Here is a 25,590-nt window from a genome sequence, read left to right as displayed (position 1 = left end):
GGGGGGGGGCGCCCCCCCCCCCCCCCGCCGTTGAACGTGTACAGGCCGTGCCGGATTACGGCGCGGCCGGCCGACCTGGTGCGCTCGTGCGTGACGGCGGTCTTCACGGCGCGGCCGGAGCGCACCCACAGCGGCACCGGCGGTGCCGGCGGCGCGTCGGGCACCACGGTCAGGGTGGTCACGTTCGCCGGGTCGGCGGGCGGGTCGGTGGCCTTGTGGAGGTGGACGACGTTCTCGGTCATGCTGGGAGTTCTCCTGACTGCCCCTGGCGGGGCGGGATGGGGGAGAGCCGGGGTGGCCGGGTCCGTGGAAAGAGCGGCCACCCCGGCGTGCGGGGTTGGCTGGTCACCACCAGCCGGAGGACTTCTTCTTGGCCTTGGCGCGGGCGGCCTCGGTGATGAGCCGCTGCCGCTCGCCGTACAGGGCGGCCAGTTCCGCGGTCAGCCGCATCTCGGCGCCGCTGCTCGTGGACTCGATCTGCTGCTCCGCGCGGCCGGTGCTGCGGCCGCGGGCGGTGCGGTAGGCGCCGGAGGCGATGGCGCGGGTCATGGCGCGGCGCTCGCGGCCGTTCAGCGGCCACAACTCGCCCCGGCGCACGGCCTCCAGCTTCTTCGTGGTCGCCTTAATCTCGCGGTCCAGGCGACGCAGGTCGGCGTTGCTCAACGGGTGCTCCCTTCCGGCCCGTTCGGGCCGGGGTAGGCGCAGGGCACGCACGTGCCCAGCGCGGCGGGGATGACGTATCCGGCATCACGCCGGCAGGCAGGGCAGATGCGGCGGGCGGCATTGGCCTTGGCCAGCGCCGCCCACCTCGCCGGCGTCATCGGCCGCACCGGCAGCGCGAGGTCGACGCGGTACAGGTAGGCGACCAGCGGGCCCCGCCGGCGGCGGGGCCGTTCGAGTTGCGCGGCCACGTCCTGCCCACCCGGCCGCAAACCGGCAGCGCGCAGCTGGCGACGGGTGGCCAGTCCGTCCGGGGCAAGGCGCCACCGGTAGACGGGCAGGGTGCTCATGCCGTGCGACGGCGGCCGGGCCGACGGCCGGTGACGGAGGCGAGCAGACGGTCCAGGGCGGCCCGGTGGACCGGGACGGGTGCCCGCTTGGCCGCGTACATGGCCTCGTCCGCGCGCCGCAGCAGCGCCGACAGGTCCTCGTCGGGGTGGTCGGCCCGACGGACCCAGCCGAGGGAGACGCTGGTGTGCACGTCGGGTGCGGTGTCGACCGGGCGGGCCAAGATGCGCCCCAGGATGGCGAGTTGGTCGGCGGCGGTGCCGTCGCGGTCGACCAGGACGGCGGCGAACTCGTCCCCGCCCAGCCGGCCCACCACACCGGAGCGGCCCACCGCGTGAGCGAGCCGGGCGGCCGTGACGGCAAGGAGCGCGTCCCCGGCGGCGTGGCCGTGGGTGTCGTTGACCTGCTTGAAGCGGTCCACGTCCGCCAGGACCACGACCGCGTGCCGGTTGCGCAGCAGACGGCGGGCCTGGCGAGTGAAGGCGTCCCGCGTCCACAGACCGGTGAGCGGGTCACGGCGGGCGGCGCGTAAACGGCGGACCATCCATCCCGCGTGGACACCCCAGGCTGTGGCGGGCAGCGCGGCGGCGGCCGTGAGTGCCAGGAGGCTCATGCGCGCACCTCCGTCCGATCGGCCCGCTCAGCGAGCAGGGCGTCACGCAGCATGCGGGCGTTCGCCGGAGAGGTGCGGATGGCGCGGCGGATCCCCTCGGCCGTCACCTTCGCGTCCGGCAGACCGGCCATGGCCGTGCGCGCCTCGCTCAGCAACTGCTCGGGAGTACGCCGGGGTCGGGTCGACTTCGCCGCGTCGGGGACACGACCGGTTGCCCGACGGGGCGGGGTCGATTCCGCCGGCACGGCCCGCCGCCCGGACGTACCGGCGGGGGACGTGGTCGGGGTGGTGAGGGCGGGCAGCGGCTTGAGCGGCGGGACCGACTTGCCCAGGTCGACCGCGACCGGATCGGGCACCGTGATCCGGGTCAACGTGACCACCGGCTCCGGAGTCGATTCCGGCAGGTCAGCCGTAGACCGTTTCCTCACGGTCTCGGTAGATTCCTCCGCATTCGCGGCCGGTGTGGGATCGAGGGCGGGAACGGCGGGGGTGCCGCCGAACATCGACGCCAAGGCGGCGTCCGCGCCGGCGGTGACGCGGTCGCGCTGGACGTCCAGCAGCCTCGATCCCAATGCCACGTCCCCGACCCCGACCTTGCGGGCCAGCCGCCACGACTTGCGCTCGGACCACTTCTTGACCCGGTCGCTGGGGTGCTGGGTGGCGCGGGCACGGTGGTAGGCCAGGGCCTGCACCAGATCGGCAGTGCGCCGCTCGTTCTCCGCGTCACGGCCATCGGTGTGGACGACGATCCGCCGGGCGAGGAACGCCATGCCCTCAGCCGAGACGGACATACCCATCGGGGTCAGGGCGTAGATGACGGTGCGGCCCGGATCGGGGGCGGCCATGGCACCCATGACGGCAGCGGCGGCCGGCAGCACCCACAACCCCGCCCGCACGATCCGAGGCGAGGACTGGCCCAGCATCGTCAGACCGAGCAGGACCAGGGCGAGCACGGCGGTGGCACCCTCACCGGCGGCGAGAGCTCCCAGCGCGGTGCCGGAGCCGTATGAGTGGCCGATGTTGCTGTACGTGCCGATCCCACCCAGCACCCCGGTGGCGAGCATCGGCACGAACGCGGCCGACAACACACCGACCTGCACCTTCGTGAGTTTGGTGTGGTTCACAGCGCACCTCCCGCGGTGAGCAGGGCGGCGAGGATGAGCAGGGCCCCGCCGGCGCGGATGAGGTCGACCGCGCGGCGCAGGCAGGTGAACTTGGTGACGGCCAGCCGGGACAGTCCGGCGATGTCGGCGGCCAGGTCGGACGAGACAGCGGCGCTGATCTCCTCCGCCGTGAGCGTGGCCCACAGCGGGAAGCCGTGCCGGCCGCTGACGTTCGGGCGGACCGACCGCAGCAGCAGACCGGCCGCCGCGACCAGCAGCGCCATACCGGCCCCGCCCACGACGACGGCGGGCCAGTTCAGCGGCAGGTCACGGGCGACCGTCCACGCCCCAGCCAGCACCGCGCCGACGAACGCCAGCAGCAGCGCCGTCTTGCTGTCCGTGCGCGTGATCTCCGCCTTCACCTCGGCGTGCGCGGCGATCAGGTTCCGTTCGGTGGCGCTCACGCGGCACCCCCGGGCAGGCTCGCGGCCGTGGTGCGGTTGAGCAGCGCGACGCGGGCGGCCAGCGCCCGGCGGCGGGCCCGACGGATCCGGCGGGCGTCCAGCTCGGTCGGCGTGCGGTCCAGCGTGACGATGTACGCGTCGAGCAGGTCGACGTCCGCCAGGATGACGGGCATCTCCAGCTCGATCGCGTCCAGCTCCGCCGCCGTCGGCTCCATGAAGTCGGCGAACGCGGTAACAGGGTCCTGAACGGGGACGATGTGTTCCATGGGTCGTGGTCTCCCTAGCAGGTGAAACGGCCCGACCAGTGCCCCCGGTGTTCCCGCACCGGGGGCACGCGCCGTTGGTGAGGCAGCCGGGGTTCCGGCTGCGGGTTGAACGTTGGGGCGGGTCAGCGCTGGACGACGTCCTTGTCCAGGTAGCGGTGATGCACGGTGGCCTGGTGTCCGGCGTCGCGCAGCAGCTCGGCGAGCGCGAGGGCGAAGACCGGCGCGCGGTGGCGGCCAGCCGCGCAGCCGTCGGCGATCCGGATGAGCCCCCAGGAGGGGCCCGACGCGTACGCCTCGGCCGCCGCGGCGGTCGCCAGCGCCAGCGCCGCGACCCCGGGGGGGCTCAGCACGGCGGGGCGGACGGGCTCGTCGTGGGCCGGCATGTACCGCAGCTCCGGACTGACGTGCGGGTCACGGAAGTGCTCACGCAGGTCGATGGGGAGGTGCGCGGCGGGCGGCTCATCGTGCAGGTAGCCGAACGAAACGATCTCAACGGCAGCAGCCATCAGGACTCCAAAGAAGCGAAGGGGTGTTCCGGCTCCCCGCCCTCCCGCCCCTACGTCCTCACGCAGAGCGCGGAACGGACGGGCAGGAGAGGCAGCCGGCCGCCGCAATCGGCACGGCGGAAGGGCTGAGTTCGAAGCGCGGCAGGTGCCGCGAAAGTTCTGCGGATGTCAGATCACGCAATGCCAGTCACCGCCCCGAAGGGCGGAACCGGGCAGGTCACCCGGCCCAACATGGGCGGTCGGGGTGGTGACCCGCACCCATCGACCGCACGTGTTCATGCGGCTGGGTCGGCACTCTGTTGAGTTCTTCGCAGTGCGGAATCCGGGCCAAGCCATCCGGGCACTGCATGAGGAACATGTAGTACGTGTTCCTCAGAGAGGGGTTCGCCCCGTCAAGCCCTTCGACTTTGTGGAGTTCGGCGGTCCCCTCGCCGCGACGTACCTACAGACTCGCGCCAGCGACGACGACGCTCGACTCCGCACCTGTACGACTTGGGTCGTTCTTGGCTAGCGTGAAGTCGTACCAAGTCGTCCCTGGCAAGCGGAGGTTGACGTGGCGAACGAGCGGCTGCGAGGTGCGATCGTTGACCTGGGGCTAACGCTTGACGAGGTCGCTGAAAGGCTTGGGGTCGCTACAAAGACGGTCGAACGTTGGATCAATGACCCCGAGCGGAAGCCATACCGTCGTTTCCAGTACGCGACTGCCTCACTGCTCAAGTGCGAGGTGTCGTACCTGTGGCCCGATGAACGCACCTCGGCTGAGGTCACGGCGTCCGGCAACGCGGAGTTGGTGCAGCTGTATCCACATCGGTCAGTCGTGGCACCATCGCTGTGGACCAGCCTCTACGCCAAGGCGACACGTCAGTTCGATGTGCTGGTGTACTCCGGGTTTTGGCTCACGGAAGACGCGGCGTTCCATCGCATCGTGAAGGAGAAGTCTGCCGACGGCGTCCCCATCCGTTTCATGCTGGGAGAGCCCACGTCAGCAGCTGTAGCCGTCCGCGGAGAAGACGAGGGGATCGGCACCGCGATGGCGGGCAAGATCCGCAACGCCCTCATCAACTACGGCCCGCTCTTCGGCCTGCCCGGCGTTGAGTTCCGGCTGCACGGGACCACCCTGTACAACTCCCTCTACCGAGCCGATGACGAGTTGCTGGCGAACGGCCACCTCTACGGTGTAGGCGCCTACATGGCCCCAGTGCTGCACTTGCGGCGGGTGCCCGGTGGCGAACTCTTCGACGCCTACGCTGAAAGCGTTGAGAGGGTCTGGGAATCTGCCCGCCCGATCTCCTCACCCGTCGACTGGGAAGGCCCGCAGTAATGACCCGTATCGACTACTTTCGCAACCCGAACGCGCCAGCGGCCAACTCGGTGGTGCCCTCGGTCACAGCGATTGTCCGGGACGACGCGGGACGACTCCTGCTCATCCACAGAACCGACAACAACCTGTGGGCGCTGCCCGGCGGAGGCCACGACCTCGGCGAGCGCATCGGTGACACCGTCGTTCGGGAGGTCTCGGAAGAGACGGGGATTCAGGTGGAGGTCGACAGCATTGTCGGGCTCTACACCGACCCCGAGCACGTGTTGGCGTACGACGACGGAGAGGTCCGGCAGCAGTTCTCCATCTGCTTCCGCGCCCACCCCGTCGGCGGCGCGCTGCGTACGAGCAGCGAATCGAAAGAGGTCCGTTGGGTCGACCCAGCGGACCTCGACCGATTGGACATCCATCCGTCGATGATGCTGCGAATTCAGCACGGGCTGGATGAAGCGCGGCGAGAGCCCTACATCGGCTGACTGCCGGCGGAGACCTGCGCCACACGCTCCTCTACGCGCCTTGCGGCTGCGTGAATCTCGGGGGCGGCACGCTGGATGAATCGGCCCACGATCGTTTCCGGGCCGTATCGCTTCACGATCTCGTCCAGTCGTTCGCCTGGCGTGGTCCGTGTCCCGTCCGGCGTCGTCGTCATGTCGCAGTAGATCAGTGCGTCGACGAGGTCCGGACGCTCAAGCTGGAACTCGGTCTCCAGTTCCTCCCTCAGCCCGCGCTCCTCGGCCTCCAAAAGGGCGCAGGAGTGATGAGCGACCAGACGTATGACGCGTTCGTCAGCCCCCATCTGGTTTCGGAGGAACCTCGCGCCGTCCAGCGGATGGAAGCCGGTGGCAGCAATGGCCGGCGAGTACCCGACGTCGTGCAGCACCGCAGCGGCTTCCAGGAGCTCCGCGTCGTCACCCAGAATGGGGCGCAGGGAACGAGCGCACTTGGCCACCCCGAGCGAGTGTGCCCAGCGGCGCGGCAATGGTTCGGACAACATCGCTTTGGACAGCGAGTACGCCCACTCTGTCAGTCCCATGGCGCCCAAGCCTACGGCCGCGTGGTCGAAGTCGGGAGGGCGCGCACCGTGCGCCCCTTGCCGTGAACCGTGGTGAGCAAGCCGTTCCCCTCCATCTGCGCAAGAACGCGCCGTACAGCGGTCCGCGATGCGCCGAACCGCTCACACAGCTTGGCCTCTGACGGGTACGCGTCGCCTACGGACAGGGAGTCTTCCGCGATCACATCAGTCATGCGTTCGGCAAGGGACCGCCGGTCGCCGCCCCGTACAGGCCGCCACCCGATCCCAGGGACGGACTCGACAACGCCGTCAGCTTCGAGCACCTTGAGGGCGCGGCGGATCGTGTTGCGGCCGACCCCGTGCGAGCGCATCATGGCGGCTTCCGACGGCAGAGCGCCGGTACCCTCCCGCTCTTGTATCTCAGCTCGCAGAGCCTCTGCGATGACCAGGTAGGTTCCGCGCGGACTGGCCTGCGGCACGTGGCCCCCCTTCTGACATCGGCGGCGCCCCGGTGGGCGCCAACAGGTTCAAGCTTTCCACGACACCTGCAACCGCCCGATTGCCCTGCCTAGCGCCCTCGTTCAACACCAGTTGTTGCATGTGATTCGCCTATGTGCCAACGAGTCAGACAGAGGACAGCTCCTCAAGAGCGGGTTGGATGCTCTCATCAGCCTGCACTTCGATCCAACGTCGTGTAGCCAGGTTCACGATCGCCCGAAGAATGTCCTCTCGGCGCAGGGGAGGCTTCCGTTGAACCTTCCAAAGCTCAACGGCACGAAGCACCTCTGACGCGGTAGGCGTCCGCCCATACTTCCTCGCCAAAAACTTCGTCGTGAAATGTACGGTTGCGGCAACTTCCGCTTGAGTCGTATCGAACCGAGCAACCAGATCACATGTCGCGTCGATCGCATCACTCCATTTGTCCAGGTAGTCACCGAATTCTTTTTGTGCGTTTCCGAACGTGTCACCAACGCGCACTTCGAATCGGCTGCCAGACTGAACTTCGGTGATGACTCCATTGTTCTGCAGTCGGGCGATAGCTGGCTTGAGTTGAGATGCGAACGGCCCATAGCTAGCTCGCTCATACTCAAGTTCCGTCGGGATCCCTGCAGCAGTGGCGAAATACGCGATCTTTTGGAACATTACTCGCCCAACCGGCCACCGGTAGGGCTCCCGTTCCAGTCGCGCCAGAATCTCTACCAGGCCGACTTCCCATGGAGCGATGCGCGAAGCGGGAGCCTCTTCCGGCACCTGCCAGAGGTCTAGCTGTTCAGGCCCGTCAATTTTCTCGCCGAAAGGGGCATACAACTCTACCGGAATGTCCAAGCGCTCAAGGTGTGCGATGAGCGTAGGCTTCACAACCGACCATTCCAACTGCCCGTTTCCGCACCCCAGGGGTGGGACCGCCAGGCTTCTGAGCCCCCACTCACGGTAGTGGCGCTCCAGGTACTCAAGGCCGGCGACGATGTCGCTCAACTTGCTAACACTGCGCCAGTGACCCTTGGTCGGAAAATTAATGACCAAGTGCCCTACAACCTCAAACGGGTACGGCTCACCCATTTCGAGTTTTCCCGCACGGCATCGCTGAACGTAGTCTGCAAACATATCGGGGTACGCCTTTTTGAAGGCGAGGGCAATACCTTTGCCCATAACACCCACCGTGTTGACAGTGTTGATCAACCCATGCATTGGCGAACGCAGAAGGTCACCCTGCACGATCCGTACGTTACTACCGGAGGTAGACACTCTTATTCACCTCCACTTTCCAGCCTGGCTGCAGGTCAGCACACCACCGCTGATCGTATTCCGTTAGAGTATAGCAACCATTGATATATTCCGGCAATACGCGAGTTGGCACCAACACCTCGGCACAGCGCTGACGCTTGCGTTCATGATATTCAATAATGTCCGCGTGAGTCCAATATTCGGCAAACACGCGATCCTCGTCGAGGTACGCAAGGCCTTGCGGTGACGGGAGGAACCGCGTGGGCCCACTTGCCGCGTTGCCATCTGTGATAACAACATTAGGAAGATCCAGCACTTCATGCCGGATACGAAGAACCACCAGTCCACTTTTGCCGTCATACAGGAGCTTCGACATCATAGGATTACGCGCATCGAAGTAGAGGTTCGCATAGGAGTGCAAGAGGTTCCCGCCCGGCACACGTTTACCTTTGCGCAAGTCTTGGATCACCTCCCAGGCAACTGACTTGTGGTCCAATCTCTCCGCTTCGATATGACTGAGAATCCCGAACATGCCGATCGACCGCAGGTTTTCCTTCGGTGTGATGTAGTGCAGTTCCTTGACTCGGTCTCGATGCATACCGCCCCCTCCCCAGAAGGTTTCCAGTCTTCCATATGGGGGCTCAATGCCGAAGGTCAACATCTGGCTGGCTTGCAGGACGCCAACGCCTCGGAGTCAGGGCGTCCGGGATGCTACGTCGAGCCACTGACACGCGGGAGGGCGCGTACGTGCGGGTGCCCTTCGTTGTCCTGGTCCTTGTCCAGTCCGCTGACGGCTGGCTCCGTTCACTAGCGTTCGCGTTGCGGCTCTGACCTGCTGCATGAACGGCTACGAACGCTCCTGTACGCCGGCGCGGACAGTTGGAAAGCGTGTTGGGGGCAACCCCTCACGAGTTCGAATCTCGTATCCTCCGCCAGTGCCCCGCCGGGCACGAGGTCGAAGGGCCCCACCGTTCGCGGTGGGGCCCTTCGACGTTCTCCGTCTCAGTCGGTCTCGACCAGAACGCATGAGTCGGGCTATCACCAGAGCAGGCGGGCATCATGTCGAGGTGGTTGCTCCCGACTCTCCACCGCTCGCCGTTGACGACCGCGGCAACGCCCTGGCCACCTTCGTCCGAGGAGCGGAAGACAAGCCGCCTGGTGATGCACCTCTGCCGGTTGCGCTGGTGGCCCTGTGGCACGGCAGTCGCGTCTTGATGGCCTTCAACCGCTTCCGGCAGGCGTGGGAGCTGCCAGGCGGGCGGATCGACACCGGCGAGACTGCTCGCCAGGCAGCCGTGCGCGAGTTGTTGGAGGAAACCAGTCACGTGCCCCACGGACAACTCTGCTTCGTCGGCTTCGCGGGCTTCACCCTGGCACCCGACGAGCGTGCCGAATACGGCGCCCTGTTCACCGGCCAGGTCGCTGACGTCTCGCCGCTATTCCGGCCCAACGACGAGATCGCGGCCATCCGATGGTGGGACTTTCGAGAGTCCTTGCCAGGGCGACTCCAGCCACTGGACGCTCACCTCGCAGAGCTCAGCCGCAACGCGCTGACGAGCACCCGCCACGGCACAGCCCTGGGTTGCAGAACAAGCTGAGAGCTCGCGTCCAGGAGCTCTGCGCTCTCGTAACGGGTTCGCGTCCAGACGATCTCGATGCACGCAGGCGGTCTCTCCCGCGCCCAGCAGGTTCGATCAGCGGGTGATGCGTATGGGCCGGGTCTCGGTCACCTGGTCCAGTGCGGAGGTTCGGACCGTGAGTCGCATCGTCCAGGTGCCGGCGAGGGGCAGGTTGAGGTCGTTGGTGGCCCAGTAGCCGCCGCGGTCGGTGAGCTGCGCGTCGAGGGGGCCGATGTCCTCGGCGGCGAGGGTGAAGGTGAGGCGGAGTTCCGGGACGGCGGTCAGGCCGCCGTCGGGGCCGAAGACGACCGCCTGGACGCCGTTCTCGCCCACCCGGCCCGGGTCCATGGTGATCTGGACCGTGCCGCGGCCGTCGGGAGTGCCGACGTCGAAGGGGATCGTGAACGCCGACGCGCCGGGCAGTCCCGCCGCCTGTGGCCGGGGTGACTCGGCCGCCTCGGACTCGGCGCGGGCGGGGAGGGTGCCGGTCAGGACCGTGGTGATGAGCAGCACGACGACGGCGACCGCCGCTTCGGCCAGGACGGACCGGCGCAGGGCACGGCGGTGACCGTCCACGGCGGCGGTGGGAAGGGGAGCGGGCGGGGTCGTCGTGCCCGTCGGCGGGTGCGGCTCCGCCGGGGCCGTCGCCAGGGCTGTCGTCCAGTGGCGGGACAGGGCCGCCGCCGACAGCAGCAGGGCCGTCGCGAGGAGTTTCAGGGTGAGGACACGGCCGTACGAGGAGTCGGTGAGCGCGTTCCAGGAGCCGAGGCCGCGCCAGGACTGGTAGACGCCGGTGACGACGAGGACGGTCACCGAGAGGAACGCGAGGCGGGAGAAGCGGGTGACCGTGGCGGGCGGCGGTGGGGTCCGCGCGCGGTACAGGGTGAGGAGGAGGGCCGTCAGACCGCCGAGCCAGCACGCCATCGCCAGCAGGTGCAGCACGGACGACGTCATCGCCGACGGGACCTGGAGGCCGGCGGAGGCGTGCTCGGCCGCCGCCCAGGTCAGGGCGAGCGCGACGGCCAGGGCGGCGCCCACCGCCAGGTGGGCCGGAGGTGTGCGGTCCGTTTCTGGTGCGCGGCCTCGCCGGGACCGGCGCAGCAGCAGGAGTGCGGCGGCCGTCAGCAGGAGCAGGGCGAGCCGGGCCAGCAGGGCGAGGCCGGGCCGGCCGGTGAGGGTGCGGGCGGCGGCGGAGGCGTCGAGGGCGGTGCCGGGTGCCGTACCGGCCTCGTAGGGGGCGCGCAGGACGAGGAGGACGACCGTGGCCGTCAGCAGGGTCCACCAGCCGGTGAGCAGCGCGGGCCGCAGCGGGGCGGTGTCCGGCGGACGGCACAGTGCCGCGAACGCCGCCGTGCCGATCAGCAGGGCGGCGGCGACGTACGCGAGGTGGCGGCCGGTGTCGTAGAGGCTCGCCGTGACCGGGTGCTCGTCCGCGGTCGCGGGGACGGCGGGCGGGGTGGGCGAGGGCCGGCCGACGGAGAAGGTGAAGGCGCCGGAGACGGGATGGCTGTCGGCGGAGACGACCCTCCAGGCCACCGTGTACGTGCCGTCGGCGAGGCCGCCGGGCAGTGCGGTGCGGGCGGTGTCGGAGGCGCCCGGCGCGTGCCGCGGCTCGCTCAGCGGGACACGGCGGTTGTCGGGGCCGTAGACGCGGAAGGAGTCCTCCAGCAGGCCGACGGACTCGGTGAAGGTCAGCGTGATGTGCCGGGGCGGGGTGTCGACGACGCTCTGGTCGGCGGGGTCGGTGTCGCGGAGCGCGGAGTGGGCGAGTGCCGGGGCCGCGCCGCCGAGGAGCAGCGCGACCAGGGCGGCGGCCAGCAGCACCAGGGCCCCGATCCGCCGCCGCGCACGGCCCCGTCCGCCACCGCCCGCCGCCCCGCTGTGCCGTCGCTCCACGTCGTACCCGCCTCCCGGCCGTCCGGCTCCGGGTTACGTACGGACGGCGGGCCCGGGGTGCTCATCGCGCGCGTCACCAGGTGGGGCGGGCCGAGGCGCCTCCGTCCACCAGCAGGTCGTGGCCGGTGATCCAGGAAGCCAGCGGGGAGGCCAGGAACACGCAGGCGTCGCCGACGTCCTCCGGGCGGCCGAGCCGGCCCACGGCGGACGCCTGCTGCCACCGGCGTACGCCCTCCGGCCAGGCGTCGGCCAGGCCCTCCCGGTCGATCAGGCCCGGTGAGACCGTGTTGACGCGTACGCCCCACGGGCCGTACTCCTGGGCGGCCGAGCGGGCGTGCATCACCACCGCCGCCTTGGAGGCGCAGTAGTGGGCGTGCGCCGGGGCCGGGCTGCGGGCCTCGACGGAGGCGATGTGGGTGACGGTGCCGCCGTCGCCGTCCCGCATGAGCCGCGCCGCCGCCTGGGTGCAGGCGAAGACACCGGTGAGGTTGGTGTCCACGACGGTGCGCCACTCGGCCGCGGTCATTCCGGCGAGTTCCTGGACGGGCTGGACGCCGGCGTTGTTGACGAGCGCGGTCAGCCGTCCGCCGCCCCACTCGGCGGCCTCGGCGACCAGGCGGTGGCAGGCGTCCTCGTCGGTGAGGTCGGCGTGCAGGACCACGGCCTCACCGCCCGCCGCGCGGATGCGGTCGGCGGTGTCCCGCGCGGACTCCACGGACGTACGGCAGTGCAGTGCGACGGCCGCGCCCTCCTCGGCGAACCGCTCCGCGATGCCGCGGCCGATGCCGCCGCCCGCGCCGGTGACCAGGGCGACCTGGCCCTGGAGCAGGCCCCGGCCGCTCACGGGCGGCCCAGTTCGGCGATCTGCGCCGCCCGGTCCGGGTAGCGTGCCGCGAGTTCCACCGGGTCGCCGTGCTCGTAGCCCCCGTAGGTGAAGCCGGGCGCCATCGTGCAGCCGAACAGGGTCCAGTCGCCGCCCGCCACCACTCGCGCCGCCATCCAGGTGCCGGCGGGGATGGTGAGCTGGACGTGCTGGCCGCCGAGGATGTCCGGGCCAAGCACGGGGGTGCGGGAGGTGCCGTCCGGGGCGAGGAGGAGGAACTCGAGCGGATCGCCGAGGTAGTGGTGCCAGACCTCGTCGGTGGGCAGGCGGTGCAGGGCGGAGAAGTCGCCGGGGGCGCTGGTGAGCAGGACGACGATGGCCGTGCCCTCGGGTCTGCCGTCCGGCCGTTCCGGTCCCGCCCAGGTCTGCCGGAACCGCCCTCCCTCCTGGGGGATCGGCTCCAGTCCGTAATGGGCAACGATCTCTTCAGGGGTCATCCGCCGAAGGCTACCTCCCTTGTGAGGAAAGCGAGTTGGGCTTTCTTCTCCGGGATGTGCACCTCGGGCAGGTCGACCTCGGGCAGCACGACCTCGGGGCCGGCGGTGAAGCCCTGCTTCAGGAAACGGGCGATCGCCTTCGCGTTGGCGACGTCCGGGTCGACCACGATCCGCCGGCGGTCCAGGCCGAGCAGCAGGAACGAGGTGAGCGCGGCCAGCAGCCCGGCCGTCCAGCCCGGGCGCGCCGCGTCGCCTTCGACGGGCGCGAGCAGCAGGTGGACGCCGATGTCGCCGGGCTGGACGGGGTAGCACTCGCCGACGCGGTCCGCGGCGGGTTCGTAGGTCTGAAGCAGGGCGACCGGTACGCCGTCCTTGACGACGAGGTGGGCGTGGTGGGTGTCGAGGGTGTCCATGTGGGCGTAGATCTCGGCGACCTGCTGCTCGGTGAGGCCGTTCATGCCCCAGAAGACGGCGCGTTCCTCGCTCACCCAGCGGTGCAGCACCGGCACGTCGGCGGTGACGTCCAGCGGCAGCACGCGCACCCGGCCGAAGCCGTCGACCTGCTGCTCGTGGACGGCGGTGCGGGAGGCGTACGGGTCGGACATCGGGCTCCTCGGGGGGTGTTGTGCGTCGGTGGCGGCCGAAGGATCGGTGGGGTCGGTGTGTTGTGAGGGACCGGCAAGGTCGGTGGGTCGTGAGGGACCGGCGGGGTCGGTGGGTTGTGAAGGACCGGCGAGGTCGGTGGGTTGTCAAGGACCGGCGAGGTCGGTGGGACCTGCGGGGTCGGTGGGACCTGCGGCGGTGGGACCGGCGGGGTCGGTGGGTTGTGAAGGACCGGCGGGGACGGTGGGTTGTGAGGGACCGGCGGGGGCTGCGGGCCGGTGGGGCCGGTCCGGTTCCTTGCGCAGCCGGGTCCAGTCGGTGACGACCGGGACGAGGTCGCCCGCGAGCCACCGGGGCTGCTGGTCGCGGTGGTGGGCGGAGCCCGGGATGCCGCAGGCGCCCAGCGGGACCACCCAGCGGCTGTTGTCGCGCCGGGCCAGGTCCCAGACGTAGCGGGCGGCGGGGCCGCGCGCGGCGAGGTCGGTCAGGCCCGGAACCGACGAGGTGCACAGCACGCAGTCGTGGTCGCCGGACAGGCCGGGCTCCTCGCCCGGCGTTTCGGGCGGCAGGGCGCGCCAGGGCGCCAGGCGGTGGGTGTCGCCCCAGGTGCCGGCGGGCGGCCGGGCGGCGGTCTCCTCCAGCGCGGCGCGCACCTCCGCCGGGCGGTCGATGCCGTACAGCTCCTCGGCCCGCAGCAGGTGTTCGAGGGCGTAGCCGATGCGCGGGACCAGGGCGAGCCAGGGCCGGAACACCGCCGGGTACGCCGGCGGGGTGCGCAGCGCGGCGAACGCCGGGTGCGCGGCCAGCCGCCGTACGACCGCGCCGCGCACCGCCGCGAAGGCCGCCGCGTCGGCGCTGTCCGCGTCCATGCGGCGGTCCCAGCGCAGCAGGCGGTCGCGCAGGGCGGCGGCCGGGCCGCTCAGCCCGTCCAGCGCGGCGAGGCGGTCCAGCAGGGCTGCGGCGGAGGCGAGGTGGGTGTCCGTGTGGATCGCGGACAGGTCGGCGGCGGACCAGCGTTCCCGCCCGGCCAACAGCGCGGCGATGCGGTCGGCGCGGTGCGGCGGCGCGAACTCGACACCGAGGGGCGTGGCCGGGCCGCGCTGGTTCGCCATCACGGCGACCCCGTCGGTCAGGCCGGCGCGCGGCGGCTCGTGCCACCCCTGCCACGCGTGGCCGGGTTCCCACGCGGCGACGAGCCGGGTGCGGTTGGCGGCGGACCGTACGGGGACGCGGCCGGCCACCCGGTGCAGGGTGCCGCCTTCGGTGTCGGCGGCCAGGACGACGTTGACCGGTTCGGCCCAGCGGTCCACGGCCGCGTCGACGTCGGCGACCCGGCGGGCGCGCAGCAGCGGCAGCAGGGCGCCGAAGCCGAGGTCGCCGGTGACGCGCGGCGGGTGGCGCAGGGAGATGGCGACCGGGGGCGCGCCGGGCTCGGGCAGGCCGCCGTCGAGGCCCTCGGGGCCGCCGATGACGACGGGGCCGCGGTCGGTCTCGATGACCTCGACCTCGACCGGCTGTTCACCGGCCACCTCGACGGTCTCGGTGTGCCGGGCGGCCCGCCGCCACGTCCCGTCCGGGCCGAGCGCCTCCACTCCCGCACCGGTGCGCCGCAGCCGCTCGCGGTAGAGGTCCTGGTAGTCGGCCATGGCGTTGGTGATCGCCCAGGCGACGGTGCCGGTGTGGCCGAAGTGGGCGATGCCGGGGACGCCGGGCACGGCCAGGCCGATGACGTCGAACTCCGGGCAGGACAGGCGGATCTGCTGGTAGACGCCGGGGTCCTCGATGAACCGGTGCGGGTCGCCGGCGATGAGGGCCTGCCCGGTGACCGTGCGCCCTCCGGCGACCAGCCAGCCGTTGCTGCCCGCGGTGCCGGGGCCGTCGGTGGCGAACAGGCCGACGGCGTCGGCGCCGAGGTGGGCGACGGCGTGCTCGCGCCAGAGCTTGGCGGGGAAGCCGGCGAAGAGGATGTGGGTGGCGAGCCAGACGGCGAGCGGGGTCCAGGGCTCCCAACGCCCGGGACGCAGCCCCGTTCGGGCGAACTCGGGGGCGGGGGCGGGTTCTGTGGGCGCGTCGGGGGTGGGGACCGGGCCGGACGCCAGGCCCTCGTTGACCCCGTCCACGTACGCCCGTAGCCACGCCGCCGTCTCCGGGTCCGTCCGTTCCAGTTCGGACCAGCAGCGGCGGGCCGTGTCGGCCAGCCGCGCGCGGCGGACGAAGCAGTCCCAGGACAGGGCCTCGGGGCCGAGGAAGGCGGCCGAGGTGCCCTGGGCGCGGTGCCGTTCGACCTCCAGTTGCCAGGCCCGGTCGAGGGCGGTGACCCGGCCCTGGACGTACGCGAGGTCCCTCGCGCTGTCCGCCCGCAGATGCGGGATGCCCCAGGGGTCCCGGAAGATCTCGCCGGCCACTGCACCCTCGTTTCGCTTTAGGTTAGGCTGCCCTAAGTTGATCGTGGCGAAATCGTACGCGAAGGGCGAAGAGGCGATGGTGCAGGGGCGGGGCTGGGAAGGGGCGGTCCTCAGACTGCTGCGGGCGAAGGACTTCTCCCTCACCGTGACGGACGCCGAGGACGTCACCGCGGACTACCGGCGGGTGCGCTTCACCGACGGCGGAATGCTGGCGGCGACCGGCGTGCACCCCACGATGTGGGTGCGGCTGTGGTTCGACAACGCGGGCCGGCCGCACCAGCGGGCGTACACCCTGGTCGACCCCGACCCCGCCGCCGGCACCTTCGGCCTGGAGTTCGCGCTGCACGAGGGGTGCGCCAGCGACTGGGCCAGGTCGGCGAAGCCCGGCGACACCATCGAGGCGACGGTGCAGGGCACGGGCTTCGAGGAGCCCAGCCCCACCCCCTCGCACCTCTTCGCGGTCGGCGACCCGGCATCGCTGCCGGCCCTCAACTCCCTCCTTGACGCCCTGGGTTCGGCGCCCGCGACCATCTGGTTCGAGGGAACCCTCGACGGCCTGCCCTGCCGGGCCGAGCCCGGCCGGCACGAGGTGCGCGAGGTCCCCCGCCGGGACTCCGGGGCGGCCCTGGTCGAGCGGGTGCGCACGGACCTGCCCGAGCTGCTGCGCGCCACCGGCAACCCCTACGTCTGGATCGCCTGCGACACCGCGACCACCCGGACGCTGTCGGCGTTCGTCCGCAAGGAGCTGGGTGTGCCCCGGCAGCGGACGCACGCGCTCGGGTACTGGCGCGCGGGCTGAGCCGCGACGCGCGATCATCGGGGCATGGACGTCACTCTTCACCTCGCCCAGGACCCCGACGCCGACGCGCTGCTCGGCCGCAGCCCGCTCGCCGCGCTGACCGGGATGCTGCTGGACCAGCAGATCCCGATGGAGTGGGCGTTCAAGGGCCCGGCGACGATCGCCCGGCGGCTCGGCGCGGACGACCTGGACGCGCACGAGATCGCCGCGTACGACCCCGACGCGTTCGCCGCGCTGCTCTCCGACAAGCCGGCCGTGCACCGCTACCCGGGCTCCATGGCCGGCCGCATCCAGCAGCTGTGCCGGTACCTCGTCGAGCACTACGACGGTGACGCGGAGGCCGTCTGGCGGGGCGTCGACGACGGCAAGCAGCTGCTGAAGCGGCTGGAGGAGCTGCCCGGCTTCGGCAAGCAGAAGGCGCAGATCTTCCTCGCCCTGCTCGGCAAGCAGCTCGGCGTGCGGCCCATGGGCTGGCGGGAGGCCGCGGGCGCGTACGGCGCGGAGAGGTCGTACCGCTCCGTCGCCGACATCACCGGGCCCGAGTCGCTGGCCAAGGTGCGGGCGCACAAGCAGGAGATGAAGGCGGCGGCGAAGGCGGCCAAGGCCGCGAAGAAGACCACCGGCTAGCCACCCGCGCACCAGCAAGCCCCACAACCTCCGCAGCTTCACAGAACCACAGACTCACAACCCACAGAGCCCTACGGTGCAGCAGACCCCGCAGACTCACGGGCCCGCAGCCCGCAGCCCGCAGGCCCCCAGCCCGCCCATGCCCCCGATGACCCCTGCCCCGCGACGGCCGTCAGGTAGGCCCAAGGAGCGGGCGGGCGTGATCCGCGACCGGCCAGGTGGGCCAGGTCAGCCAGGTCAGGCAAGTGGGCCAGGTGGGCCACGTCGGCCAGGTCAGCCAGGTGGGCCGCGTCAGCCAGGTCAGCCAGGTCAGCCACGTCGGCCAGGCGCCGGAGACCCGGCCGGGCAGCCGCCAGGCGCGATATCCCGGCTCCCGCGCGGGAGTTCGGGCCGCGCTGCCGCCCCGCCCCGGGAACGGTGGCCCGCGGAACGGCCGCACGAGCGCCCGCCCACGACCCCCGTCCCCGGCCCACTGATCCCTCCGTTCCCGATTCGTACCGATCGCAGGCGATTTTTCCGACGTCGCACTGCGTCGCCATGGCTGCGCCCGGAACGCCTTGACCGGTAGGCTTTCCGTGTGATCTTCAAGCGCATCGGAAACGGCCGGCCGTACCCCGACCACGGCCGGGAAAGCACCCGGCAGTGGGCGGACGTCGCGCCGCGCCCGGTCCGCCTCGATCAGCTCGTGACGACCAAACAGCAGCTCGACCTCGAGACCCTGCTCGCCGAGGACTCCACCTTCTACGGCGACCTGTTCGCGCACGTCGTGAAGTGGCAGGGCGACCTGTACCTGGAGGACGGACTGCACCGCGCGGTGCGGGCGGCGCTCCAGCAGCGCCAGGTGCTGCACGCCCGGGTCCTCGAACTCGACTGACCCTCGTCCCGACACCCTCCCGGCACCCGCGCCGGCACCCGTCCGACGCCGCTCCCACGGACCGCTTTGGCCCTTTCGGGTTGGACTGCGCACCGTCGAATGATCATCTAGTAGGCAGAGCAGCCCGCGCGCACTACGCTGCGCCCATGAGCATGCTGACTCCTCCTGGCATGGGCGGCCAGTACCGAATCACGGGTGACAAGTACCCGCGGATGCGCCGCCCCCGGCGGCGCGGCAGGCTCGTCGTCCTGACCGTCGCCTCCGCCGCCGCGCTCGGCGCGGCCGGGTGGGGCACGGTGCAGCTCGTCGACGTGTTCACCGGCGGCGGCGACTCCGTCTCCGCGACCGGCACCAAGGCGGCCTGCGCCGCCGGACCGAGCCCCACGGCCTCCGCGAAGCCGCTCCCCGAGCCCGGCGCGATCACGGTCAACGTCCTCAACGCCACCACCCGCAGCGGTCTCGCCCAGAAGACCGCCGACGAGCTGAAGAAGCGCGGGTTCAGGATCGGCGAGGTCGCCAACGCGACCAAGGAGTACGACAAGAAGGTCAAGGGCACCGGTGTGCTGCTCGGGCCCGCCGCGGCCCTGGACACCTCGCTGCGGGTGCTCGCCACCCAGCTCGCCGACGCCGAACGCCGCACCGACGCGGCCCGCAAGGGCAGCGAGGTCGACCTGGTCATCGGTGACGCCTTCAAGCAGCTGGCGACGAAGGCGGACGCCGACCGGGCCCTGACCGCCCTGGCCAGGCCCGAGCCGACGTCCGCCCCGAAGAACTGCTGATCCCGCACGGTCCCGCCGACCGCCCCGGCCGGGAAGGACCACCGGCCCCGGGCACCCACGGCCCGCACGCCGCGGTCTGCATGGCCTGCGCGGCCTACTCGGCCGCCCCGTACATCCGGTCCCCCGCGTCACCGAGGCCCGGCACGATGTAGCCCTGCTCGTTGAGGCGCTCGTCGACCGACGCCGTCACGACCGTCACCGGGGTGCCGGCCAGCTCGCGCTCCATGACCTCGACGCCCTCCGGCGCGGCCAGCAGCACCACGGCGGTCACGTCGTCCGCGCCGCGCTCGATCAGCTCCCGGATCGCCGCGACCAGCGTGCCGCCGGTCGCGAGCATCGGGTCGAGGACGTACACCTGGCGCCCGGAGAGGTCCTCCGGCATCCGGGTGGCGTACGTCGAGGCCTGCAGCGTCTCCTCGTTGCGGATCATGCCGAGGAAGCCCACCTCGGCGGTCGGCAGCAGCCGCACCATGCCGTCCAGCATGCCCAGGCCGGCCCGCAGGATCGGCACCACCAGCGGACGCGGGTGGGACAGCTTGACGCCCGTGGTCGCCTCGACCGGCGTCCGGATGTCGACCTGTTCGGTGCGCACGTCGCGCGTGGCCTCGTAGGCGAGCAGGGTGACCAGCTCGTCGGCGAGGCGGCGGAAGGTCGCGGAGTCGGTGCGCTGGTCGCGCAGCGTGGTGAGCTTGTGGGCGACCAGGGGGTGGTCGACGACGTGGAGACGCATGACGTCAACATTAACCGGGCCGGTTGGGCTCGGCGTCCCCACCGGCGGCAAGCCCCCCGGGCGCCCGTCACTCCTTCGCTGGCGTCAAACCGCCCGTCCGGGGGAAAGTGGGAGGGACGGACTGGGGTGGTGAACCGATTGCCTGAGCAGGACCGACGAGATGATCCGTCGCCGCACGAGACCTCCGGCCCGGCCGGGCCGGAGAACGAGACGGAGGCCGAGCGGCGCAGGCGCCGCGCCCGGTTCCTGCGCGAGCTCGCCGAGGCGCGTGCGCTGCGCGACCGGGTGCAGCCGCGCCGCGCCAAAGCGGCCCGGCTGCGGCACGCGATGCGCATGCGCACCTTCCGCTGGTAGGGCCGGACGGCCCAACTGCCGTGCCACCGGGCGGGACCGCCGTTGCGGGAAGATCGCCGCGCCGACCGGCGTTCCGTGAAGAGCGTGTGCAGAAGAGCCGGGCAAAGCCGCGTACGATCCGCACGTGGCGACAAGGAGTTCGCTGGTGAGTCCTCTTTGGGCCCACTCGGCGAACTGCGATCGAAACTGCCGGACACAGGGAGCCGAAGACGTCCCCTGACAGCCTTGTTTCTGCCACGATTCCGAGTGGGAGGGGGCTCGGAGCGCCGACCCCCACCCGCACACCTCCGCCGGGGGGACCTCCAACCGGCACACCTATGACCAGTGGGAGAGTCACGGTGTACTTCGCCGCACTGCTCGCGCGCACCGAAGACGGGTGGGAAGCGAGCGACACAGAGCTCGACGATGTGGAAACCCTGTCGGATCTGGCCGACCTGGCCCGGGAAGCCTCTCCCGACGAGGACACGGTGCTCGTGCTGATCGAGCAGGAGGACGGCTGGTTCGGCGTCGTCCGCGTGGACGGCGAGGACGATCCTCGGGTCTACGTCTCCGACGCCGCAGCGGCCGCCCGCAGCAGCTACGGGGAGATCCTGCTCACCGACGAACTGCTCGGCCGCGAGCCCGGGGACGACGGCCCCGACCTGGACGCCCTCGACCTCGACGGCACGGAGGACGGCGAACCGGACGACGAGGACGCCGACGACGGCGCCGCGTCCGCCGGCTCCGCCGACGCCGTGCCGCACGGACCGGTCGGCGACGCGCAGATCCTGGACGATCTGGGCGTGAGCGAGAAGGAGTTGCGCACCATGACCGAGGACGCCGTCAACGAGATCGCCGAGGCCCTCGGCGCCTCGGAAGTCCTGGAGACCGTCCGCTGACCGTGCCCGCCACCCCGTCCGCACCCGGCCCGGACCCGGTACGCGACCCGTGGCGGGCGGCGATGCGACTCGCCCTGGACGAGGCCGCGCTGGCCGTCCGGGGCGGGGACGTTCCCGTCGGCGCCGTCGTGCTCGCCGCGGACGGCACCACCGTGCTGGCCTCCGCGCACAACGAGCGCGAGGCCGGCGGCGACCCCACCGCGCACGCGGAGGTCCTCGCCGTCCGGCGGGCCGCCGCGCGGCTCGGCGAGTGGCGGCTGGCCGGCTGCACCCTGGTCGTCACGCTGGAGCCGTGCACCATGTGCGCGGGCGCCCTCCAGCAGTCCCGGGTGGACCGGATCGTCTACGGCGCCCGGGACGACAAGGCCGGCGCGGTCGGCTCCCTGTGGGATCTGGTCCGCGACCGGCGGCTCAACCACCGGCCCGAGGTGATCGAAGGAGTGCTCGCCGAGGAGTGCTCCCGGCTGCTCACCGAGTTCTTCCGCCACCGGTGAATACCGATTTCGAACCACCGCCCACCGTGCTGTAAGGTCTCCCTCGGTAGCGTGTCCGAGCGGCCGAAGGAGCTCGCCTCGAAAGCGAGTGTGGCGCAAGTCACCGAGGGTTCAAATCCCTCCGCTACCGCTCTTGGACGAAGGGTCCGGCTCATCGAGCCGGGCCCTTCGTGCGTCTCCTCCCGGCCGGGTACGGCCGGGACCGCCAAGTGGCCCGGTCCGCCACGCCGTTGCCCCGGCCGTACCGGCGGTCCTGCCGCCGGACCGTCCCGCGCGCCCGACAGCGGACAGCCCCGCGTCCCACCGCCGCCGGCCCCGCACCCCGCCGCCGGCCCGTCCCGCTCCCGCGCTCCACGGCCGCCACGGGTCGGAAAAGCCCCGTCGTCAGACGGTGCCCGTCGTGCGATCATGGGCCCCGCCGACGCATGTGACGCCAGCGCACATCAGTGACAGGGGAGGGCCGCGATGGCGGTGAACGCAAAGAAGGCCGCCGTCTACGTCCTTGTGGTCTTCGTCCTGTACGTGATCATCACGGACCCGGCCAAGGCGGCCGACTACGTCCAGATCGGGTTCGAGGGCATCTCGGACGCCGCCAAGGCCGTCGGCGACTTCATGACGTGGCTCGCCAACGGAGGAGAGTGATGATCCGCCACCTGGTGCTCTTCAGGCTGAACGAGGGCGTCCGGCGCGACGACCCGAGGGTCGTGAAGGGCGTGGAGGCCTTCCGGTCGCTGGACGGCAAGATCCCGGAGATCCGCTTCTGGGAGTGCGCCTGGAACATCAGCGACCGCCCCATCGCCTACGACTTCGCCATCAACTCGGCGTTCGAGGACGCCGAGGCGCTGCGCCGCTACGTGGAGCACCCGGAGCACCAGGCCGGCGTCGGACTGTGGCGCGAGTTCGCCACGTGGGTGATCGCCGACTACGAGTTCTGACCTCGCCCGCCCCGCAGTCCCCTCGCAGCCCCTTTCACGGCCACCTGTTCCCCCGAGGCCCCCTCGAAGCCCCCGCCCCGTCCCTCGTCGTGACGGCGGGGGCTTCCCTGTGCCATGTACACAGATTCATCACTCAACACGGAATATGCGGTGCTTGCACACAGTGAGTCAGTCTTGTGATGCTATGACCGCTTTTGACGGATGAGTTGAACGAAAAAGAGGTGGCGTTGACCGTGCCGGCCAGTACTGCGCCACCCCAGGACGAGGTGTCCCCCGACGCGCTCCAGGCCGCGACCACCCCCCAGTCCCCGGCCAGGCGGCGCGGCGCCGACACCCGGGCCCTCACCCAGGTGCTCTTCGGCCAGCTCAAGGAACTGGAGCCGGGCACGCCGGAGCACTCCCGCGTGCGCGCGGCGCTCATCGAGGCGAACCTCCCGCTCGTGCGCTACGCGGCCGCCCGCTTCCGCTCCCGCAACGAGCCGATGGAGGACGTCGTCCAGGTCGGCACCATCGGGCTGATCAACGCCATCGACCGCTTCGACCCGGACCGGGGCGTGCAGTTCCCCACGTTCGCGATGCCGACGGTGGTCGGCGAGATCAAGCGGTACTTCCGGGACAACGTCCGCACCGTCCACGTACCGCGCCGGCTGCACGAACTGTGGGTGCAGGTCAACAGCGCCACCGAGGACCTCACGACCGCGTTCGGCCGCACGCCCTCGACGGCCGAGATCGCCGAGCGGCTGCGCATCTCCGAGGAGGAGGTGCTGTCCTGCATCGAGGCCGGACGGTCGTACCACGCCACCTCGCTGGAGGCCGCACAGGAGGGCGACGGCATGCCCGGGCTGCTGGACCGGCTCGGCTACGAGGACCCCGCCCTGGACGGTGTCGAGCACCGCGACCTGGTCCGGCACCTGCTCGTCCAACTGCCCGAGCGGGAACAGCGCATCCTGCTGCTGCGTTACTTCAGCAATCTCACCCAGTCGCAGATCAGTGCGGAACTCGGCGTCTCGCAGATGCACGTGTCCCGTCTACTGGCACGTAGCTTCCAGCGGCTGAGGTCCGCAAACAGGATCGACGCGTAACCGGAAAGAGCGAATCACCCCACCGGGCCCATCTGCTCCTTTTTGCGCCGACAGGCCGTCAGACCCCTTGTTTCCAGGGCTGATTCACATCTCAGATGTCGACATGTCACTACAGCGCGTTGCCGACATGTGACATTCTGCGGGAAGCGCGTTTGCCGGAGCCTCGGCGCCGGTATTCAGGTGAAGGCTGCGTTCCTCCGACGGGAGCGTCCGCCGCGACCGTCCCGCGACCCAAAGGGGGTGGCATGTCCGCAGAACAGGGCAGCTCGAAGGTGCTCACGCTCGCGGAGAGCGAGACAGCTCCCCATGCTCTCGACGCACTCGGCCCCATCGACGAAGGCCCGGCCCCCGCGGCCGCTCCGGAACTCCCGGAGACGGCGGCCCTCGACACCCGCACCCTGTCCCGCTCCCTGTTCCTGCGGCTCGCCGCACTCGACCAGGACAGCCCGGAGCGCGCCTACGTCCGGGACACCCTGATCGAGCTCAACCTCCCGCTCGTGCGGTACGCGGCGGCCCGGTTCCGCTCGCGCAACGAGCCGATGGAGGACATCGTCCAGGTCGGCACCATCGGGCTGATCAAGGCGATCGACCGCTTCGACTGCGAACGGGGCGTGGAGTTCCCGACGTTCGCGATGCCGACGGTGGTCGGCGAGATCAAGCGGTTCTTCCGCGACACGTCCTGGTCGGTGCGGGTGCCGCGCCGGCTGCAGGAGCTGCGCCTGGCGCTGACGAAGGCCAGCGACGAGCTCTCCCAGAAGCTGGACCGCTCGCCCACCGTCACCGAACTCGCCGCCGTGCTGGGCGTGTCGGAGGAGGACGTGGTCGACGGCCTCGCCGTCGGCAACGCGTACACGGCGTCCTCGCTGGACTCCCCCGCCCCCGAGGACGACGGCGGCGAGGGCTCGCTCGCGGACCGCCTCGGCTACGAGGACACGGCGCTGGAGGGCGTGGAGTACCGCGAGTCCCTCAAGCCGCTGCTGGCCAAGCTGCCGCCCCGGGAGCGGCGGATCATCATGCTGCGCTTCTTCGCCAACATGACGCAGTCGCAGATCGGCGAGGAGGTCGGCATCTCCCAGATGCACGTCTCCCGGCTGCTCACCCGCACGCTCGCGCAGCTGCGGGAAGGCCTCATCTCGGACTGAGGCACGCCTGATCGCGGAGCGTCGGCCGGACGCTCCGTACGTGGCACCGGATGTGTGGCCGCCGGGGCGCCCGACACGGGCGCAACGGCGGCCGCCGCGTTGTTCCGGGTGTTCGGGCGCGTTACTTGAGCGCGAGCCAGGCGACCGCGGCGACGACCGCCACGGCCACGACGACGCCGACGATCACGCCGATCCGCGGCCCGCCGCCCGCGGCGGCGGCCTGCCGGCCCTGCGGAGCCTCGTCGACGAACGCGCGGAACATCTGGGTGCTGCCGGCGGGGTCGTGGTTGCCCTGGGGGCCCTGGGTGTTAGCCATGGCCCGAGACCCTAGCGAATCCCCGACACCGGGCCCAAGCGGGGCGGTGCCACCCCCGCCACCTGCGCGTTTACTATCGCGATTACTTGCCTTTGCCAAGTTTTTGGGGCTCACCACCCCGTTTTTGCTTGCCTGCAGCAACCATCAATTCTATGGTTGCTCTAAGCAACAAAACGGGAGGTGCCCATGGCCGGGCCCGCGCAGTACGAGGAGCTGGTGCGACAGTTCAGCGCCTTCGGCGCGGTCAAGCGGGAGATGAACCGGATCATGCCGGCCGACTGCCACAGCGGCTCCGCGGCCGTACTCACACTGCTCGGCCGCCACGGCGACATGCGCATGAGCAAGCTCGCCGAGCTGTTGTCGGTGGACATGTCGGTCACCAGCCGCCACGTCGCCCACCTCGCCGAGCGCGGCTGGATCGAGCGCTCCCCCGACCCCGCCGACAAGCGCTCGCGCATCCTGCGCCTCACCCCGGCCGGCCGGACCCAGCTCGACGAGCTGTTCCGGCGGACCACCCACCTGCTCGCCGAGCGCCTGTCCGACTGGTCCGACGAAGAGGTCGGCCGGCTCGCCCAGCTGATGGAACGGCTCAGGGACAGCTTCGGCGACTGCCGGGCCGCGCCCCGGCCGGCGCCTCCCGCCGCCGAACCACCCACCCGTACACCCGCAAGCACATAAGAGAAGGAAGCCCATGGCAACGACCACACCAGCCGGTGTGCGGG

General features: G+C 71.0%; 33 protein-coding genes, 1 tRNA gene and 1 pseudogene. 16 read left to right on the top strand and 19 right to left on the bottom strand.

All coding sequences use genetic code 11. From position 1 onward, the window contains the following. The 8 genes and pseudogenes from FGW31_RS17920 to FGW31_RS17885 form a co-directional block, all read right to left on the bottom strand. Positions 1-242: pseudogene (locus tag FGW31_RS17920) on the bottom strand (ATP-binding protein); the annotation flags it as partial. A gap of 103 nt (positions 243-345) precedes the next feature. After that, positions 346-663, bottom strand: coding sequence for a hypothetical protein (locus FGW31_RS17915; RefSeq protein ID WP_142194432.1), 318 nt, complete (start codon positions 661-663; stop codon positions 346-348). Beyond that, the gene (locus FGW31_RS17910) at positions 660-1,010 is read right to left on the bottom strand and encodes an RRQRL motif-containing zinc-binding protein (protein ID WP_142194431.1); all 351 of its coding nucleotides are present in this window, start codon (positions 1,008-1,010) and stop codon (positions 660-662) included. Before FGW31_RS17910 ends, FGW31_RS17915 begins: the two co-directional genes overlap by 4 nt. Further along, positions 1,007-1,621: a GGDEF domain-containing protein gene (locus FGW31_RS17905; protein ID WP_142194430.1), complete on the bottom strand. Its 615-nt coding sequence runs from the start codon at positions 1,619-1,621 to the stop codon at positions 1,007-1,009. The genes FGW31_RS17910 and FGW31_RS17905 overlap by 4 nt, the downstream gene beginning before the upstream one ends. Continuing rightward, entirely contained in the window at positions 1,618-2,745 is a 1,128-nt protein-coding gene (locus FGW31_RS17900) for a conjugal transfer protein (RefSeq protein WP_142194429.1), read from the bottom strand. The genes FGW31_RS17905 and FGW31_RS17900 overlap by 4 nt, the downstream gene beginning before the upstream one ends. After that, the gene (locus FGW31_RS17895) at positions 2,742-3,188 is read right to left on the bottom strand and encodes a Pycsar system effector family protein (protein ID WP_182674706.1); all 447 of its coding nucleotides are present in this window, start codon (positions 3,186-3,188) and stop codon (positions 2,742-2,744) included. Before FGW31_RS17895 ends, FGW31_RS17900 begins: the two co-directional genes overlap by 4 nt. Beyond that, complete coding sequence (locus tag FGW31_RS17890) at positions 3,185-3,454, bottom strand: DUF6284 family protein (RefSeq protein WP_142194428.1); 270 nt, start codon at positions 3,452-3,454, stop codon at positions 3,185-3,187. Before FGW31_RS17890 ends, FGW31_RS17895 begins: the two co-directional genes overlap by 4 nt. 122 nt (positions 3,455-3,576) lie before the next feature. Next, positions 3,577-3,960 (bottom strand): RapZ C-terminal domain-containing protein, encoded by a 384-nt coding sequence (locus FGW31_RS17885; RefSeq protein WP_142194427.1) that lies wholly within the window; start codon positions 3,958-3,960, stop codon positions 3,577-3,579. 553 nt (positions 3,961-4,513) lie between these two features. On the opposite strand from FGW31_RS17885, the gene FGW31_RS17880 reads away from it, so the two are divergent. Continuing rightward, positions 4,514-5,281 carry a helix-turn-helix domain-containing protein gene (locus FGW31_RS17880; protein ID WP_142194426.1) on the top strand — a complete coding sequence of 256 codons (768 nt, stop codon included), beginning with the start codon at positions 4,514-4,516 and terminating at the stop codon, positions 5,279-5,281. After that, on the top strand, positions 5,281-5,754 hold the full coding sequence (locus tag FGW31_RS17875; RefSeq protein ID WP_142194425.1) for an NUDIX domain-containing protein: 474 nt from the start codon (positions 5,281-5,283) through the stop codon (positions 5,752-5,754). Before FGW31_RS17880 ends, FGW31_RS17875 begins: the two co-directional genes overlap by 1 nt. On the opposite strand, the gene FGW31_RS17870 is transcribed toward FGW31_RS17875, so the two are convergent. The 4 genes from FGW31_RS17870 to FGW31_RS17855 all read right to left on the bottom strand — a co-directional run bounded on the left by FGW31_RS17870 (position 5,742) and on the right by FGW31_RS17855 (position 8,676). Continuing rightward, the gene (locus FGW31_RS17870) at positions 5,742-6,311 is read right to left on the bottom strand and encodes an HD domain-containing protein (RefSeq protein WP_182674702.1); all 570 of its coding nucleotides are present in this window, start codon (positions 6,309-6,311) and stop codon (positions 5,742-5,744) included. The genes FGW31_RS17875 and FGW31_RS17870 overlap by 13 nt on opposite strands. Positions 6,312-6,322: 11 nt before the next feature. Further along, positions 6,323-6,769: a winged helix-turn-helix domain-containing protein gene (locus tag FGW31_RS17865; RefSeq protein ID WP_142194423.1), complete on the bottom strand. Its 447-nt coding sequence runs from the start codon at positions 6,767-6,769 to the stop codon at positions 6,323-6,325. Positions 6,770-6,914: 145 nt separating this feature from the next. After that, complete coding sequence (gene darG, locus FGW31_RS17860) at positions 6,915-8,006, bottom strand: type II toxin-antitoxin system antitoxin DNA ADP-ribosyl glycohydrolase DarG (RefSeq protein WP_142194422.1); 1,092 nt, start codon at positions 8,004-8,006, stop codon at positions 6,915-6,917. Positions 8,007-8,019: 13 nt separating this feature from the next. Next, positions 8,020-8,676 (bottom strand): DUF4433 domain-containing protein, encoded by a 657-nt coding sequence (locus FGW31_RS17855; RefSeq protein WP_142194421.1) that lies wholly within the window; start codon positions 8,674-8,676, stop codon positions 8,020-8,022. Positions 8,677-9,082: 406 nt separating this feature from the next. On the opposite strand from FGW31_RS17855, the gene FGW31_RS17850 reads away from it, so the two are divergent. Then, the gene (locus tag FGW31_RS17850) at positions 9,083-9,613 is read left to right on the top strand and encodes an NUDIX domain-containing protein (protein ID WP_233452509.1); all 531 of its coding nucleotides are present in this window, start codon (positions 9,083-9,085) and stop codon (positions 9,611-9,613) included. 96 nt (positions 9,614-9,709) lie between these two features. Here the strand turns inward: FGW31_RS17850 and FGW31_RS17845 are convergent, their stop codons facing one another. The 5 genes from FGW31_RS17845 to FGW31_RS17825 form a co-directional block, all read right to left on the bottom strand. Further along, positions 9,710-11,458: a copper resistance CopC/CopD family protein gene (locus tag FGW31_RS17845; RefSeq protein ID WP_142194456.1), complete on the bottom strand. Its 1,749-nt coding sequence runs from the start codon at positions 11,456-11,458 to the stop codon at positions 9,710-9,712. A gap of 145 nt (positions 11,459-11,603) precedes the next feature. Further along, positions 11,604-12,374 (bottom strand): SDR family NAD(P)-dependent oxidoreductase, encoded by a 771-nt coding sequence (locus FGW31_RS17840; protein WP_142194419.1) that lies wholly within the window; start codon positions 12,372-12,374, stop codon positions 11,604-11,606. Continuing rightward, entirely contained in the window at positions 12,371-12,850 is a 480-nt protein-coding gene (locus FGW31_RS17835) for a cupin domain-containing protein (RefSeq protein WP_142194418.1), read from the bottom strand. The genes FGW31_RS17840 and FGW31_RS17835 overlap by 4 nt, the downstream gene beginning before the upstream one ends. Then, on the bottom strand, positions 12,847-13,455 hold the full coding sequence (locus tag FGW31_RS17830; RefSeq protein WP_142194417.1) for a GNAT family N-acetyltransferase: 609 nt from the start codon (positions 13,453-13,455) through the stop codon (positions 12,847-12,849). The genes FGW31_RS17835 and FGW31_RS17830 overlap by 4 nt, the downstream gene beginning before the upstream one ends. A gap of 144 nt (positions 13,456-13,599) precedes the next feature. Further along, on the bottom strand, positions 13,600-15,858 hold the full coding sequence (locus FGW31_RS17825) for a penicillin acylase family protein (protein WP_142194416.1): 2,259 nt from the start codon (positions 15,856-15,858) through the stop codon (positions 13,600-13,602). A gap of 76 nt (positions 15,859-15,934) precedes the next feature. Here FGW31_RS17825 and FGW31_RS17820 point away from each other — a divergent pair, with 76 nt between their 5' ends. The 4 genes from FGW31_RS17820 to FGW31_RS17805 all read left to right on the top strand — a co-directional run bounded on the left by FGW31_RS17820 (position 15,935) and on the right by FGW31_RS17805 (position 18,937). Next, positions 15,935-16,657 carry a siderophore-interacting protein gene (locus FGW31_RS17820; RefSeq protein WP_142194455.1) on the top strand — a complete coding sequence of 241 codons (723 nt, stop codon included), beginning with the start codon at positions 15,935-15,937 and terminating at the stop codon, positions 16,655-16,657. A 24-nt stretch (positions 16,658-16,681) separates the two neighbouring features. Then, entirely contained in the window at positions 16,682-17,284 is a 603-nt protein-coding gene (locus tag FGW31_RS17815; protein ID WP_142194415.1) for an HhH-GPD-type base excision DNA repair protein, read from the top strand. Between the two features lie 577 nt (positions 17,285-17,861). Continuing rightward, positions 17,862-18,158 carry a type II toxin-antitoxin system VapB family antitoxin gene (locus tag FGW31_RS17810; protein ID WP_004943146.1) on the top strand — a complete coding sequence of 99 codons (297 nt, stop codon included), beginning with the start codon at positions 17,862-17,864 and terminating at the stop codon, positions 18,156-18,158. Positions 18,159-18,328: 170 nt separating this feature from the next. Then, entirely contained in the window at positions 18,329-18,937 is a 609-nt protein-coding gene (locus tag FGW31_RS17805; protein ID WP_142194454.1) for a LytR C-terminal domain-containing protein, read from the top strand. 94 nt (positions 18,938-19,031) lie between these two features. Here FGW31_RS17805 and upp read toward each other — a convergent pair whose 3' ends face one another. After that, positions 19,032-19,667, bottom strand: a complete 636-nt coding sequence (upp, locus tag FGW31_RS17800; RefSeq protein ID WP_142194414.1) for a uracil phosphoribosyltransferase — start codon at positions 19,665-19,667, stop codon at positions 19,032-19,034. A 138-nt stretch (positions 19,668-19,805) separates the two neighbouring features. Here upp and FGW31_RS17795 point away from each other — a divergent pair, with 138 nt between their 5' ends. The 8 genes from FGW31_RS17795 to FGW31_RS17760 all read left to right on the top strand — a co-directional run bounded on the left by FGW31_RS17795 (position 19,806) and on the right by FGW31_RS17760 (position 24,552). Then, positions 19,806-20,021 carry a hypothetical protein gene (locus tag FGW31_RS17795; RefSeq protein ID WP_142194453.1) on the top strand — a complete coding sequence of 72 codons (216 nt, stop codon included), beginning with the start codon at positions 19,806-19,808 and terminating at the stop codon, positions 20,019-20,021. A gap of 338 nt (positions 20,022-20,359) precedes the next feature. Then, the gene (locus FGW31_RS17790) at positions 20,360-20,899 is read left to right on the top strand and encodes a tRNA adenosine deaminase-associated protein (protein WP_142194452.1); all 540 of its coding nucleotides are present in this window, start codon (positions 20,360-20,362) and stop codon (positions 20,897-20,899) included. Between the two features lie 62 nt (positions 20,900-20,961). Beyond that, the gene (gene tadA / locus FGW31_RS17785) at positions 20,962-21,393 is read left to right on the top strand and encodes a tRNA adenosine(34) deaminase TadA (protein ID WP_142194451.1); all 432 of its coding nucleotides are present in this window, start codon (positions 20,962-20,964) and stop codon (positions 21,391-21,393) included. Positions 21,394-21,438: 45 nt separating this feature from the next. After that, positions 21,439-21,523 (top strand) — tRNA-Ser (locus FGW31_RS17780). Between the two features lie 335 nt (positions 21,524-21,858). Next, complete coding sequence (locus tag FGW31_RS17775) at positions 21,859-22,035, top strand: hypothetical protein (protein ID WP_142194413.1); 177 nt, start codon at positions 21,859-21,861, stop codon at positions 22,033-22,035. Then, complete coding sequence (locus tag FGW31_RS17770; RefSeq protein WP_142194412.1) at positions 22,035-22,328, top strand: Dabb family protein; 294 nt, start codon at positions 22,035-22,037, stop codon at positions 22,326-22,328. Before FGW31_RS17775 ends, FGW31_RS17770 begins: the two co-directional genes overlap by 1 nt. 227 nt (positions 22,329-22,555) lie before the next feature. Next, positions 22,556-23,410 carry an RNA polymerase sigma factor SigF gene (locus FGW31_RS17765; RefSeq protein ID WP_182674698.1) on the top strand — a complete coding sequence of 285 codons (855 nt, stop codon included), beginning with the start codon at positions 22,556-22,558 and terminating at the stop codon, positions 23,408-23,410. Positions 23,411-23,655: 245 nt separating this feature from the next. After that, positions 23,656-24,552: an RNA polymerase sigma factor SigF gene (locus FGW31_RS17760; RefSeq protein ID WP_142194410.1), complete on the top strand. Its 897-nt coding sequence runs from the start codon at positions 23,656-23,658 to the stop codon at positions 24,550-24,552. A gap of 121 nt (positions 24,553-24,673) precedes the next feature. Here the strand turns inward: FGW31_RS17760 and FGW31_RS17755 are convergent, their stop codons facing one another. After that, a complete protein-coding gene (locus tag FGW31_RS17755; protein WP_142194409.1) occupies positions 24,674-24,868 on the bottom strand; it encodes a hypothetical protein in 195 nt (64 codons plus the stop codon). A gap of 186 nt (positions 24,869-25,054) precedes the next feature. Here FGW31_RS17755 and FGW31_RS17750 point away from each other — a divergent pair, with 186 nt between their 5' ends. After that, the gene (locus tag FGW31_RS17750; RefSeq protein WP_142194408.1) at positions 25,055-25,546 is read left to right on the top strand and encodes a MarR family winged helix-turn-helix transcriptional regulator; all 492 of its coding nucleotides are present in this window, start codon (positions 25,055-25,057) and stop codon (positions 25,544-25,546) included. Positions 25,547-25,590 lie beyond the last annotated feature (44 nt).

This window comes from Streptomyces calvus, assembly GCF_006782915.1.
In the GTDB taxonomy this organism is placed as follows: domain Bacteria; phylum Actinomycetota; class Actinomycetes; order Streptomycetales; family Streptomycetaceae; genus Streptomyces; species Streptomyces calvus.
This window is presented reverse-complemented; position numbering and strand designations above follow the sequence as displayed.